The sequence below is a fragment of the Mesorhizobium sp. M3A.F.Ca.ET.175.01.1.1 genome, assembly GCF_004791945.1.
Lineage (GTDB): Bacteria > Pseudomonadota > Alphaproteobacteria > Rhizobiales > Rhizobiaceae > Mesorhizobium.
The window spans coordinates 13,251-26,599 of the sequence record NZ_SRTP01000010.1; the positions used below are offsets into that span (position 1 = coordinate 13,251).

8 protein-coding genes and 4 pseudogenes are annotated in these 13,349 nt (G+C 57.6%); 2 read left to right on the forward strand and 10 right to left on the reverse strand.

The window, feature by feature from the left end:
* Positions 1-445 precede the first annotated feature (445 nt).
* Positions 446-550: pseudogene (locus EN818_RS33705) on the forward strand (amino acid ABC transporter permease); the annotation flags it as partial.
* Between the two features lie 304 nt (positions 551-854).
* Here the strand turns inward: EN818_RS33705 and EN818_RS21295 are convergent.
* The 7 genes and pseudogenes from EN818_RS21295 to EN818_RS21325 form a co-directional block, all read right to left on the reverse strand.
* Positions 855-1,808 carry a LysR substrate-binding domain-containing protein gene (locus EN818_RS21295; protein WP_135905122.1) on the reverse strand — a complete coding sequence of 318 codons (954 nt, stop codon included), beginning with the start codon at positions 1,806-1,808 and terminating at the stop codon, positions 855-857.
* A 69-nt stretch (positions 1,809-1,877) separates the two neighbouring features.
* Complete coding sequence (locus EN818_RS21300) at positions 1,878-2,741, reverse strand: sugar phosphate isomerase/epimerase family protein (RefSeq protein WP_135905124.1); 864 nt, start codon at positions 2,739-2,741, stop codon at positions 1,878-1,880.
* Entirely contained in the window at positions 2,722-3,639 is a 918-nt protein-coding gene (locus tag EN818_RS21305; protein WP_135905126.1) for an NAD(P)-dependent oxidoreductase, read from the reverse strand. Before EN818_RS21305 ends, EN818_RS21300 begins: the two co-directional genes overlap by 20 nt.
* Before the next feature lie 42 nt (positions 3,640-3,681).
* A pseudogene (locus tag EN818_RS21310) lies at positions 3,682-4,364 on the reverse strand (amino acid ABC transporter ATP-binding protein).
* An 80-nt stretch (positions 4,365-4,444) separates the two neighbouring features.
* Positions 4,445-5,497: an amino acid ABC transporter permease gene (locus EN818_RS21315; protein ID WP_189523818.1), complete on the reverse strand. Its 1,053-nt coding sequence runs from the start codon at positions 5,495-5,497 to the stop codon at positions 4,445-4,447.
* Positions 5,481-6,596: an ABC transporter permease subunit gene (locus EN818_RS21320; protein ID WP_135905130.1), complete on the reverse strand. Its 1,116-nt coding sequence runs from the start codon at positions 6,594-6,596 to the stop codon at positions 5,481-5,483. The genes EN818_RS21315 and EN818_RS21320 overlap by 17 nt, the downstream gene beginning before the upstream one ends.
* 21 nt (positions 6,597-6,617) lie before the next feature.
* Positions 6,618-7,640 (reverse strand): amino acid ABC transporter substrate-binding protein, encoded by a 1,023-nt coding sequence (locus EN818_RS21325; RefSeq protein WP_135905132.1) that lies wholly within the window; start codon positions 7,638-7,640, stop codon positions 6,618-6,620.
* Between the two features lie 419 nt (positions 7,641-8,059).
* Between EN818_RS21325 and EN818_RS21330 the strand changes: the two are divergent.
* Positions 8,060-8,360, forward strand: a pseudogene (locus tag EN818_RS21330) (transposase); the annotation flags it as partial.
* 918 nt (positions 8,361-9,278) lie between these two features.
* Here EN818_RS21330 and EN818_RS21340 read toward each other — a convergent pair.
* The 3 genes and pseudogenes from EN818_RS21340 to EN818_RS21350 form a co-directional block, all read right to left on the reverse strand.
* Positions 9,279-9,740 (reverse strand): annotated as a pseudogene (locus EN818_RS21340) (IS630 family transposase); the annotation flags it as partial.
* A gap of 230 nt (positions 9,741-9,970) precedes the next feature.
* Positions 9,971-11,122: a glycosyltransferase family 4 protein gene (locus tag EN818_RS21345; RefSeq protein WP_135905136.1), complete on the reverse strand. Its 1,152-nt coding sequence runs from the start codon at positions 11,120-11,122 to the stop codon at positions 9,971-9,973.
* Positions 11,103-13,196 (reverse strand): chorismate-binding protein, encoded by a 2,094-nt coding sequence (locus EN818_RS21350; protein ID WP_189523819.1) that lies wholly within the window; start codon positions 13,194-13,196, stop codon positions 11,103-11,105. Before EN818_RS21350 ends, EN818_RS21345 begins: the two co-directional genes overlap by 20 nt.
* Positions 13,197-13,349 lie beyond the last annotated feature (153 nt).

Here is a 13,349-nt window from a genome sequence, read left to right on the forward strand (position 1 = left end):
GGGATCGGTGCAAACAGGAAATAGCTCTACTTCCTCAGGAATGGAGCGTCGCATGTAGCTGTAGTGTCAATAAGTATCCCATCGAAGCTCCTCCGCGCCAAAGCCGGAATGGTGACTTCGGGATCCATCTCCTGAGTCTCGATCTTCACCCGATGATATTGCTTCTCCATCAACGCCAGAGTCTTGGGTAGCACGGTGCCGTGAACCGATTCCAGTGACGCGATGCGGAGCGAGCCGACAACCGAGCCTGAAAGCACTTGCAGCTCACCGCCGCGTCAAAGTGCGGCGGAGCAACCTTGCCGCAGCTCTGATTGCAGTCGTCGCTATGGTTGTCCTGGCCTTTGTGGCCATGACCGGACAGCAGAAGCTGCGCCCCCATCATTGGACAAGCCCAGCCGAGTGCCAATGGTGCTGTCACATGGTTTGGCGAGAAGCTGGTTGTTTCCCGCAAGCCCTCATTGTCGCTCTGCCTGGGCTGATCAACACAATGATCGCCCTCGTCAAAGACACGTCACTCATACTCATCGTAGGCATGCACGATTTTCTTGGTTCGACTGCAACTGGCGATGGCAGATGTGGCGTGGGGAATGTGCTCTGGTAGGGATATGTATTCGCAGGTAACGTTTACTTCGCCTTTGCTTTGGACTGTCGCCGTCGGCAGCTGCATCGAACAACGCGCAGACCGATATCGGCTGCCCAAAAAAGCCTGATGCGGCCTACATGCGTTTTGATTGAACAACGGCGCCCAGACTGTTTCCAGCTTTGCCAAACCTACCCTTCCGAAGCAGGGACTCAACTGACATTTGAGATCGGACGGACTGCACAGATTGGTCGGAGACTCCCGCATTTTAGATTTAGCCGCTAATTTGCGTGGCCTCTCCGTTTTGTGAAAGTTCTAACTGCGTCTCGGCAGCGACCTCCTGGAGAACAGCTTGGAATGCATTGAGTGCCGGTCTGGCTGCGCTGGTCTCTCGGATGGCGAGGTAAACGGTCCGGTCTATTGCGAAGTCAACCGGGCGTCGGAAAACCACGTTCGATGGCGCAAACGACGTTGCCAAACGCGGTACCATCGCAAGGCCGCATCCACTCCCGACGAGGGCAAGGCCCACGCCGAAGTTGTCGGTTCGATGGCGGACGTCAGGCCTGAAGCCGCCGAAGGTGGAACAGACATAAGCATGGAGTTCCGAGAACTCGCTGCCGGCGCTGGTGCTGATCCAAATCTCACCCGCCAGGTCACCCAGCCTGAATTTCTGAGCTTCGTTAGCGAATTCGTGTGCCGTCGGCATTCCAATCACGATTGCATCCGAACACAGCGGGATCGCAACCATTTCAGGCGGACGCGACCGACGCATGTACCGATAGTCATCGATCAGTATGACGTCGAAGCTGCCGCGAATAAGCGCTGGTATCGCCTCTTCCGGGTCCATCTCCTGGGTTTCGATCTTCAGGTGGGGATATTTGCGTACCATCGCTGGAAGCGCTCTCGGCAGGATCGTACCTAGAGTTGTCTCGAGCGATGCAATTCTCAGGATGCCGCTGATTGAACCAGAGAGCATTTCAAGTTCGGTCTCGGCCTGCTCCATTTTCGCAAGAATTGTCGTCGCGTGCTCCACCAGCCGCTGACCCGCCTCGGTGAGGAGAAGCCGTCGTCCAACCCGCTCGGTGAGCGGTACACCCGCCGACATTTCGAGCTGCGCCAGGCGCTGCGAGATCGCCGATAGCGATAGCGCTAGCGCTTCGGCGACAGCGGTGATCGTGCCGCGGGAATTCAACTCGACGAGTATTCTGAGGCCTTTGGGGTCTAGCATTGGGGATTCGGTCCTCTCCGCTGCACCGTGCTACCGCGATCCGGAGCGGCGCCAGCGTCACCTGCATCGTTACGCGAGAAGGCCGTTCGATCTCAACCATGCTTCGGTTGGACGCCAGTAATCGTCACGGTTTTGGTCTCCGCAGAAGAGTTCGACAGTGACCGGATGCTGGAAACCGTCCGCGATGAGACGGTTCACGATATCCTTCACATCGACCATGCCCTTGCCGAGGGGCACTGAGACGAAAGCGCCTCTTTCAGGATCGACCATCACACGCTTTCTCTCCTGGTAGGACAGATCACACGACGCCTGAGGTACCGTGTCCTTGAGATGCACGTACTTGATCCAGGGCTTGAGCATTTCGTACGGCCGCGGGTAGGTGCTTTCGCCGTTGACCGCGAAGTTGGCGATGTCCCAGCAGAGGGCGTAATTCTCCGATCCCATCCTTTCAAGCAGTTTACGGGTGCCGTCTACACTCGCCGTCGGGTCCTTGGCGTCGTCGCGGTTGAAGACGTTTTCGACGAGCAACGTGACGCCGAGTTCCTCAGCCCGGCGGACGATAGGAGCAACGAGTTCGACGTAGCGGTCGATTGCCCCGTCAGTGTCGAGTTTCGCCGGGCCCGCCATGCTTTCCGAATAGCCAGCGCCAAGTTCCGCCGCCTGCTCCAGCGCCTGGGCGACAATCTCGAGCTGCTCCTTCGGGTCCTGCTTATGTGAGAGCGGCATGCCGCGGGTGCTAACGGAATGGACCCGAACGCCATAGGCCGACTGCAGCCGCTTGATCTGCGCGACGTTAAAGTCGGAGTAGTTCACCTTGTAATACAGATCGACATGCTCAAGGCCCCAGGCCACTGTCGTCCGGAATATGTCCTCCAGCGACAGATCCTGCATATCCAGAGCGATTGAGCCGAGACTAAACTGCCGTCCGGACATCGTTTTCTCCTGTCAAGTGGGAAAGATCGGGGACCTCCCTGTAGGAGCGGCTCGGTCTCCAGCCGAACAGATCGAAGCACCGCTGCGTGCTTACTAGGGATGGGTTCTCACCAGCCACTTTCTCCAGCGACTGGATCTCAGCGAGACGTTGCGGAAAATGGCGGGCGACGAGGTCCTGGAGCGAGGCGGTACCAACCGCGGAATCCGGCGCGGCGAGGAGAATGCGCTCGTATCCGATCTTCGGTGCTCTGAGCCCGCGCTCGATGGCTTCCAATGCGTCTTCGCTGCGAAGATAGGACCACATGCGGTTGACGAGTTCGCCATCCGGGTCGGCGAGCCAGTCTTGGTAACGAGCGATCGACTGCGGCTTGTCGGGGAACAGAACTCCGGTGAAACGCAGGCAAAGGATTTCCATGCCGTAGCGGACGTGGAACCCACGGGCAAGGATTTCACCCATGAGCTTTGTCGCACCGTAATTGTCGTCCGGCTGTTGAGGATGATCATCGTCCATCGGCAGATAGTCCGGCGTCCAGGGCTTGACCCATGAGATCGGACCGATGGCGCAGATAGAGCTGGCGAAAACAATTCGCCTAATGCCGGCGCGGCGGGCCGCCTCGAAAACATTGAACGTTCCGATGACGTTCACTTCGACGATTTCGGGATAGCGCTCCCACTCGATCGGATCGGAAATGGCTCCCAGGTGAACGACAGCGTCGAATCCCTTCATGAGGCCCGAGAGCTTATCGAGGTTGCCGAGGTCACTCTGTATCCACACGCTTTCCAGTCCTTCGGGAGCCGTGGCGAGATCGAGGCACGTAATTTCGTTGCCCTGCTTGAGCAGATCCAGGGCCAGTCTTTGGCCAATTTGTCCGGCTGCGCCGGTTACGATTACCTTCATTGCAGTCTCCGGTTGATTGTGGTCGCGCCGCGTGGCGACCGTTCAGTACAGAATTTGTCCGAGGAACGCCTTTGTGCGGCTATTGCTAGGGGTGTCGCAAAACTCATCAGGCGGCGCCGATTCCACGATCTGGCCACCATCCATAAAGACCGCGCGGTCAGCGACGCGACGGGCGAACCCCTCTCGTGCGTCACGCACACCATCGTCATCCCGTCGGCGGCAAGCGCGCCCATTGTGTCGAGGACTCCCTTTACCATCTCGGGATCGAGTGCAGATGTGGGTTCGTCGAAGAGCATGATCTTCGGGCGCATGCAAAGCGCACGCGCAAATCGCCGCCCGCTGAGCTGGATCGGATATTTATCGGCCTGGTTTGCGATCCGCATCTTTTCGAGGTGTTCAGTCGCCAACGCCTGGGCGTCGCGCGCGGACATCTTCCGTGCGTGGATCGGCGCAAGCATGCAGTTCTCGAGGATGGTTAGGTGGGGAAAGAGCGCGAACGACTGGAAGATCATACCCACTTCCCGCCTGATTGAGTCGATCGCCTTCAATTTGTTGTCATCGTGGATGCCGTCCACGAGGATTTTGCCCTCCTGGCAGGTCTCCAGTTGGTTGATGCATCTGATAAGCGTGCTCTTGCCCGAGCCCGATGGTCCGCAGAGGACGACGCGGCCGCCCTTTGGAATGGTCAGCGATACGTCGCGGAGCACCCTAAAATTTCCATACACTTGCTAACACCCGTGAATTCGATCGCGGCACCTTGTCGTTCTGTGCAGTCGAAGTTTGAACTCCCTTGGAACTCGCACGGTCATCGGCGTCGGCCGACCGACATCAGCGTCTCGGCCATTTCCCCGAATTTTATGACCGACCAACACATTGCGAAGTAAATCACGCCGATGAAGACGAACCCTTCGGCCGAAAATCCGGTCCACTGCGGATCGGATATCGCCAGCCGCGCCGTGCCTACGAGATCGAACTGCGAGATGATGACGATGAGGGTCGTGTCCTTGAGCAGGCTGGCGGCCAGACTGACGAGCGGCGAGACGACCAACGATAACGCTTGGGGGAGAATGACCAGACGCGCCCTCTGGAGCTTCGTGAACCCGAGGCTGTCTGCCGCCTCGTACTGAGGGTGCGGGATCGTGTTGAGACCGCTTCGCACAATCTCGGAGAAATAGGCGGCAGCGACCAATAGCAGTCCGATAAGAGCGCGGAAAAGCGTGCTGATGTCGAGCTGTGCCGGGAGGAACAAGGGTACGATGATCGTCGCGATGAACAGGACGGCGATGATCGGCAGCGCCCTCATCACTTCCACGAACCATAGGCACAGCATGCGCACCGCTCCGTTCCGCGACTTACGTCCCAATGCGATCAAGGTTCCGAGCGGAAGCCCGAGCAGGATGGTGCTTACCGACAGGACGATCGTGATCGGAAGTCCGCTCCAGAGGCGCTCAGGGACCGGGGCGAGGCCTAAGACGCCGCCGCGCAGGAGCACGACGGAGGCGACAAGTTGCACCAGCCAGAGGAGTGGCAAGGCGCGAAGCAAGGACTTAGTGCTGGTCGAGATCGCCACGAGGGACAGCACCAGGCACGCCGCGAAGACCGCGCAAAGCGCGACGACCCGCCCGAACTCTTCGGGAGGGTAGAATCCGAACAGGATGAAGGGCATCTTGTGGGTCAGGAATGTCCAGCACGCCCCGCCGAGGTTCGCGCGGCATTGGGAAGCGTCCCCTGTCCAGGTCGCGTCGACGATTCCCCATTGGAAGATCCACCACAAGAACGCCAGCGCCAGCGCACCGAGGACGGCCGTGGTGATGGACTTCGCGGGCCTTCCGAAGTAGGCTTCAAGTTGCTGCTTCATATCGGCGCCTCCTGTCCAGAGAATTGACGAGGAGAGAGCACGCAGCATTGATGGCCATAAAGACAAACGCGAGGGTGACGACGGACTCGATGGCGCGGCCCGTATTCTGCATGATCTGGTATGTGACGGACATGATCTCGGGGTAGCCGACAGTCACGCCCAACGGCGTCGACTTTATGATGTTGACATAAACGTTAATCGTCGGCGGGATTGCGAGCCGCAAAGCCTGTGGCGCGATCACGAGACGGAACGCTTGTCCCCTGCGCAGTCCCAACGCCGCTGCCGCCTCCGACTGCGGGCGGGGTACCGAGAGAATCGCTGCCCGGATGACCTCCCCCATCTCCGCGCCGAAATAGAAGGCGATGCCGAAGGCCAACGCCCCAAACTCGTTACTGAATGTGAAGCCGCCCTTGATGCTGAACCCTGCCAACGCAGGTGTCTGGTACTGGGCAGTCCCGAGTATGACCGCAACCGCGCTGCATGCCAGAATTGGAACCAGCCAAAGACGCGATTTCATGTGCCAAGCCGCAAGACCGGCCACGGCGAGGAGCACCCCGACGAATAGCCATGGCGTCGAGAATTCCAGAGACGGAACGACTATACCCCGATTGGTGAAGTAGATCGCGCCGAACGTCGCCGGCGCTGAGCGCGGTGGCGGCAGTTGGAGGAGCGCCCGATACAGAAAGACCAGAAAGATGATCAGCGGCACGTTTCGGACAACATTCACGTACAAGCGCCCGATACGCGCCGCGAGCGGGTTGCTCGATAGCCTGGCGAGGGCCGCCACCAGCCCCAGCAGCGTCGATCCGACCACGGCGGTCAACGCGACGACCAGAGCGTTGGCGAGACCAACCCCGATTGCTGCCAGGTTCGTCGAACCTGGCAGCAACGGAATGACGCTCTGCGAGATGCTGAATCCTGCAGTGGCAAATAGATAGTCGAAGCCGACGCCGAGCCCGATTTGCTGCAGTTTATGCTGCCCGACCGTCACCAGTACAACAACAAGGCCTAAGATTGCCACGGCTGCTGCGACCGGTGCGGCGTGACTCCGCCAAGGTGCCTTGGCGGCAGAGCCGGGAGTGGTGGATGTCGCTTGCATGTCAGAGCGATCCGATCTCACTTAGCGCCACGGCGGCGAATAGATGAGGCCGCCATTGGACCAGAGATTGTTGACACCGCGCGGGATCTTCAAAGCGGACTGTTCTCCGAGGTTGCGCTCGTAGATTTCGCCGTAATTGCCGACCGCCTTCACGACTTTGACTACCCAGTCGTTGGCAAGATTTATTTTCCTACCGATGTCGCCTTCGGCCCCGAGCAGACGACGCACTTCCGGGTCTTGGCTCATCTTGGCCATCTCCATGACGTTTGCGGAGGTGATCCCCAGTTCCTCAGCCGTGATTGTGGCGTTGATGGTCAGCCTAACGAGATTCGTCCATGCTGGGTCGGTCTCTAGCACGACCGGTGAGAACGGCTCTTTCGAGATCGTTGTCTCAAGGATGATATTGTCATCGGGGTTGCCGAGCGACGTGCGGAAGGAGGCAAGGACAGGTGGCTCTTGGCTGATGGCGTCACAGCGATCCGACTTGTAGGCGTTGAACGCGTCGTCGATCTTATCGAAGTTGACCTGGGTGTATGTCATGCCGTTCTTGCGGAAGTAGTCGTCAACGCTCGAGATGTTGGTGGACCCTGTGATGTTGCAGATTGATGCGCCGTTCAAATCTTTGGGGCTGGTGACGTTCGCGCTCTTTTTGACCATGAACGCGTTACCCGAATAGAAGTAGACCCTGGGAAATTCAAACCCCAGGACGGCGTCGCGTGAGACCGTGTATGTCGTTGATGTCGTGATGATGTCGACCTCGCCAGTCTGCAAGGCGGTGAACGTCTGCACGAATGACATTGGCTTGTAGACGAACTTGCTCGGATCGTTGAAAAGCGCGGTGGCGAGCGCGCGGCAATAGTCCACCGCAAACCCTTTCCAATTGCCGCTGGGGTCGGGCGTGTGGAAGCCCAATCCTTCTGGTTGACCTCCACAGTAAAGCTCACCACGGGCCTTAATCTTATCGATCGCTGCGCCAGCGTGAGCGTCAATCGTCATCACGAACAGCGTCAACGTCGCCGCTGTGGCGGTCAAAACTTTCCTCATATCTAAGTTCCCCAATTTGTGTCGGTACGCACCCTCGTGGTGCTTTGTCCTCCCGTCGTCCCACCTCGCGCGGAACACGTGGGCGGCTAACGAAACGACGGTACGACAAGAAATATTTTAAAAAAATCGCAAATTAACGGAGATGACTATTCGGCTTTTGCGAAGTATCGGCCAGGCGGACTCACAGGGGAAAGGTCGGTGCGACGTGGGGCAGAACGCCGTTACGGAGAACATCGCTTTCGTTAAAGCTCGGTGTTAGTGAGATGACCGCTGACAAAACCTTCGGGTTGTCAATACCTGCTACGAGCCAGATACAGGGCAGCAAAGGAAAGAAGCGCGATTCCCAGAAGAATGAGAAGTCCCGCGAAAGTGCCGCAATCTTACTAGTCGCCTCCAAAAAAATCGGACGAGAATAATGGGTAGGGCCGATTACCGCAACAGCTCTTGCAGCGTTAGCGCCTTCGGCTGCAACCTTCAAGAGAGGCCGCGACTAAGCGTCATGGCTTGGCCTCACACCGCGGCAACGGTCCACGGGCGGAAAGCAAAAGCTGGGCGAAACGTACCGAATGGGTGAACGAACGTTGCGTCGGCTGCTGATCATCGGGGCCAGCGCTACCGTGCGCTGGGCAATGCGCAAAGGGCGCGACGGCTGATCCGTGGCTCTCGAGGATGCTGAGCCGTGCGCGACCCATGCTGGTGATCGTCGCCCTGGCTAACAAGACGGGCGCGCATCGTCTGGGGCATTACTGGCCAATGGAGGAACCTATCGGATACCAGCCTTGGCGGGATAGCCCGCTCCTCTGAGCGGGTTTCCAAAGTGTGAGAGGGTCGAACGGAGAGTATGGCGCAACGGGCACGAGACGGGATCGGGAAAACCAGACCATGGATACGCGCCTTGAGCGCGCGAGGTTTCGCGGAGCGGGTCCAATTCAATGGTCAGCGCCTTTTCCTGAGGTGCCGGCGTGTCGACTGCGCTCTGCACCTGCGCGGCCCCGTCAACTCCTGTTATCGATCTGGCCGGCCCGGCCGCGCCGACGTGACTTCAGATTACCACGAAGCCTGAGGTGATCACGCCACTCGTAAAGTCGTTGGCGACTGATGCCAACCTCGTCGGCTAACTTGCTGACGGTTTCGCCCGCCTCCATGCGCTGGAGAAGCTATAGCTTTTGGTCCTCATCAATAACTCTTTGCCGTCCGGCCATGCCCCAGTTTCCTCTCTTGCACGGGAACTGTCCGCGATTTGCCTTGTCTCAGTCTGGGGGTGCACTCCACCACTGTCCGGGAATTAGCGGAAACCCTGTCCGGCTTTTGCGAAATGCGCACGCAAGAAGAATCTTTTATGAAGATGAGGAGCGTGGTCGGGTGCTGACATGTGTCCGGCCTCTGATGCGGCGTTCGACGTGCCGCGGGCCCGTATGGGAGTCAAGGATGCGGCCGATGCGCGCAAACGGATCGGAGCCTTCATCGATACCTTCTACAACCAGCAACGGCTACATTCGGCGCTCGACTATCTAACTCCGGAGGAATACGAACAGAAGCATTCACGCAGACGAGAGATGGAAAAGGCCGCATAGGCGTAACACGGAAACCGGGAATTACCGAAACACGCATCTTGCGCTGACGGGGGCGTCCACACATGTCCATGACGACTACGTCGCCCTCTGACAATGTCGGGACCAGCGCCTGCTCGACATAGGCCAGGAACACGTTGCCGTTCATGGCGCCGTCGTAGACGAAGGGCGCAGTCATGCCCGTCAGCCGCAGCGCTCCGGTGAAGGTCTGGTCTTCCAGTGGCGTCCTGCTCCAGTGCGTGCGCGGACTTTTTTTGAATGTCCATCCGTGGCGGCAAAGCCAGGCGCACAAGGCGCTGCGGCTGATGCCCACCGACTGCTCGGCGACGAGCCGCCCCACCATCTCGTTGAGCGTGATGTCCTTGCGCTCCTCGATCAGCCCGACGATGAAGGCTTCATGCGCATCGAGGCTGGAGGTGCGGCGGCGGCCCTGTGGGCGGGGCGCCAGTTCGCCGATCTTCGCCCGCGCAATCCAGCGGATCCCGCTGGACACTCCCACGCCGAACGGCGCCGCCGCTTGCCGCGCTGAATCAGCACAAAACGCAGCTATAACATCACAATCGATTCATCGACCGCAGGACGTGCTCTAGGAGTAGGAACAGAGGTATCTCAATCGCCGAAGCTGGAAAGCGGCGGTCTCGCCCTCTGTCATGCCAATTCGCGCTCTCGCGAATAGCGCGAGGTTGAGTGTAATGGCCGCACTCTGCAATCCGACCACGAGTGCGACCGCCGCCGTCGGGACGAGCGGGATAGTGGGCTTCAAATTCGACCTGCTGCCGCTTGGCGTAGGTAGGGTGCCATTACATCCACGACTTTATCCCACCTGAAATGTTTGTTCGCACGGTTGTAGCCTCGGTCCCCCATCTCGATGCGCAGCTCTCTGGATGTAACGAGCTTCCGCAATCGCTGAGTTAAGCCGGCCGCGTCACCGGACTCGATCAGGAACCCGGTTTCTTCTTCGAGGACGACCTCGTTGACGGCCCCGACTTTCGTGCCAATGCAAGGCAGAGAATGAGCCATCGCTTCGGCGTAAACGTGTCCGAAGGCTTCGGCCTTGGTCGGGAGCACGAAAATGTCGGCGGTTGCATATAGTTCCGATATTTTCCCCTTGTCTGAAATATGTCCCAGATGTTTGACTCGCGGTTCCTCCAGCACCACGTAATTCGGCCCAGGATCCCCGAAGACGATAAGTTCCACCGAAGGAAGCTCAGTCCGGAGAACACGGAAGGCTTTAAGAAGCGTACCGAGCCCCTTGCGGGCGTAATCGTTTCCGCCGAAAAGGATCGTGACCCGGTCGCGGTCCGGTCGGTGGATCGGATCGGGAAAATGGGCGATATTAACACCGGCAAAAGCCGTCACAACCTTCTCGGCTGGGATGCCATAGTCGTAGATGACAGATCGGCGCACCTTATCGGAAAAGGTAAAAACATAGGCTGCCCGGCGCATCAGCTCGCCCTGAAGCCTGTCAATGTGCTTTCGCACACGCGGCAACGCCCACTCGGGAAATTCGCGTGCACTCAATCTGGTTGTCCAATCATTGTATACAACGTACGGTACATGGATTCGCTCGCCTGCGTACGGCGAGAAAAAGAACTCCCACTGGAATATCAAGGAAGGCTTGGGCTGTAGCGCGTTGATATAGCGCTCGCACGCGCGACTCTTTGCCTGGAATACCCATCGGTGGCGCTTGTATGTTCGTTGTGCGATTTCGCGATTGGGCACCCAAGTTGCTATTTTCGAGGCTAAGGCCGTTGGCGCAGACGGCTTCGGCTGAAAAACCGTCGTCAATTGGTAGCGACTTGCGAGTTCCTTAAACAGAAAATGCCTCGCGCCTCCAACACCCGTGCTGTTGCTCGAATATTCCGGCTCCGACGAAGCAAGGCCAAGAATGCTAAGGGGATCGGCGTTCATGCTGGGGCACCTCGTACTGGACTGCGATGTCAATGAAGTTTTTTACTATCATGAGGCCTATGTCCCCATGGACGCTCATGATCGACTCCGGGTGATATTGGACGCCGTAAATCGGCAAAGTCTGGTGCTCGACGGACATGATTATTTCGTCGTCGGTGGTCGCAGTCACACGCAGGTCTGGGGGTAAACTGCTAAGGGAAGCGCAGAGGGAATGGTAGCGTCCTACGCTGGGACAGCCTGAGACGTTGCGGTAGAGAGAAGTCGGTGTCTTTAGACGGAGTTCCGCGTGCTTGCCGTGGACGGGCTCTCTTAGTCGATCAATAATGCCGCCGAAGTGTTGGACGATACCCTGGAATCCAAGGCAAATTCCAAGCGTTGGTACTCTTTCCACCTCGCAATGCTTCAAGATTTCGTCAAACGGGTATTCCGCCGGATGCCCTGGACCGGCCGATAGCACCAACGCGTTCGCAGAAAACCGGTTCAGTGCATCAATGGCGTCCCTGTAATTGACGACCTCGACCTCATCCACGAGCTGTGAAAGCAAACCCGCAGTGAGGTAGGTGAATGAGTCATCGAAATCGATTAGGAGTACGGTAGCTTTCCGCTTTCCGGACCGGACCTGTGAAGGATTTGGCGCATCATCTGCGAAAAACGAGATCTTGTTGTTGGCTTCAGCGACCTCCTCCGATGGGACAGAGTCCCATGTGATACTTGACCCGGCCTGAATATGAGATGTCCCATCGATGATGTGCATCATCGCGATCGGGATGCCCGTATCTATCTCTCCGTTGAGCCGCAAATAGCCGACAGCACCCCCGTACCAGTTCCGCGGCACAGGTTCGTATCTTTCAATTAATTCCAGAGCCTTGGCCTTTGGAGCGCCCGTTAATGCCACTGACCACATGTGGGCAAAGAGGGCGTCTACGCTTGTATAGCCAGGCGCGAGTGTGCCTGTGATATAGTCGACGGTGTGAATGACGTTTGAATAAAGTTCAATCTGACGATTTGCGCGTAGCGCAACGGACTCGGGCGTGCACACTTTGGACAGGTCATTCCTGGCGACATCGCAGCACATCATCAGTTCCGCCCTGATTTTATCAGAGTTGAGGAGGGTGCGGATGTGGGCTTCATCTTCGACCGCTGTCTTGCCTCGCGCGATGGACCCGGCTATTGGCCGCGCCTCCACCTGCTCTGCCCGGACTCTTACAAGCATTTCCGGCGATGTGGCGAGCAGGTATTCGGAGCTTCCGAGATTGAGGAAGAAGCTGTAAGGAGCTGGCCTCTTCCGGCAAATTCGATCGAAGATTGCGCTGGGGAATTCAGTTAGCGGTCGGCTGAACCGCTTGCTCATTACGATTTCAAAGACGTCTCCTTTGCCGATATGCTCCTTGACCTTCGCCACGGAATCCATGTGCTCAGTGAGCGGACTGAAGGGCTCTGAGCCGCCTCGCCGCGAAGATTTAGCCGAAGAACCGAATTTATGAATATGAACTTCTTCGGGCGTGTTCTGCCGGTCTTCAGCGAGCAAGAAGGACACACGCCGTGCCGATCGGGCTTCGGGATCAAACTCAAGAAAGGTCGTGGGAAAATAGAGAACCGCATTCCGATGACGGGTATCCCGCGGCTTCACTTTCGGGATGCGATGCACGTCCAATGCAATGTCGAATCCGAATGCACCATACAGGCCCAGCAAGTCACCGTTATTTAGTGACTCGGAAACGCCGCACCGAAGAAGACCGTTAAGGAATGACTGAAGCGGAACGCCGAAAGATGGATCATGGGCAGATAAACTCTGAAGTATTGGTCCGAAGAAGTCTTGATAAATGACGGACCCAATGCCGCCGCGGGCGAAGACTCTCATCCCTTCCGAAGAGGAATCTATTCGAATCGCCGGATCGGAGAAAGCCAACGCTTTCTTTCGGTAAATGTCGGATGCATAGTTGCAGTAAAGTATGCCGCCTTCATTTCCGTCAATATGTTGTATGAACTGGTGATAGCCTGCATCATAGTCGATGTCCTCGGAAACAGAAATCAAATTTGGAAAGTTCGAATGGATAGACTGAATACCAAGCATAGCAACCTCCATCAACGATCAATTCCAAAAATCCACGGCCAAAAACATCGAACGGGTCGCGAAAGTCCCTTGAAAGCGGAGGATAAGACCGCCGTGCCAATCAGACTGAAATTCAGCCGGCTTCGGACGTAAGGATCACGTTCCACCGCACTC

Excerpts from the sequence above, each read along its gene's own strand:
- EN818_RS21315 (WP_189523818.1), bottom strand. The coding sequence starts at position 5,497 with ATGAAGCAGCAACTTGAAGCCTACTTCGGAAGGCCCGCGAAGTCCATC.
- EN818_RS21345 (WP_135905136.1), bottom strand. The coding sequence starts at position 11,122 with ATGAACGCCGATCCCCTTAGCATTCTTGGCCTTGCTTCGTCGGAGCCG.
- EN818_RS21295 (WP_135905122.1), bottom strand. The coding sequence starts at position 1,808 with ATGCTAGACCCCAAAGGCCTCAGAATACTCGTCGAGTTGAATTCCCGC.
- EN818_RS21325 (WP_135905132.1), bottom strand. The coding sequence starts at position 7,640 with ATGAGGAAAGTTTTGACCGCCACAGCGGCGACGTTGACGCTGTTCGTG.
- EN818_RS21320 (WP_135905130.1), bottom strand. The coding sequence starts at position 6,596 with ATGCAAGCGACATCCACCACTCCCGGCTCTGCCGCCAAGGCACCTTGG.
- EN818_RS21300 (WP_135905124.1), bottom strand. The coding sequence starts at position 2,741 with ATGTCCGGACGGCAGTTTAGTCTCGGCTCAATCGCTCTGGATATGCAG.
- EN818_RS21350 (WP_189523819.1), bottom strand. The coding sequence starts at position 13,196 with ATGCTTGGTATTCAGTCTATCCATTCGAACTTTCCAAATTTGATTTCT.
- EN818_RS21305 (WP_135905126.1), bottom strand. The coding sequence starts at position 3,639 with ATGAAGGTAATCGTAACCGGCGCAGCCGGACAAATTGGCCAAAGACTG.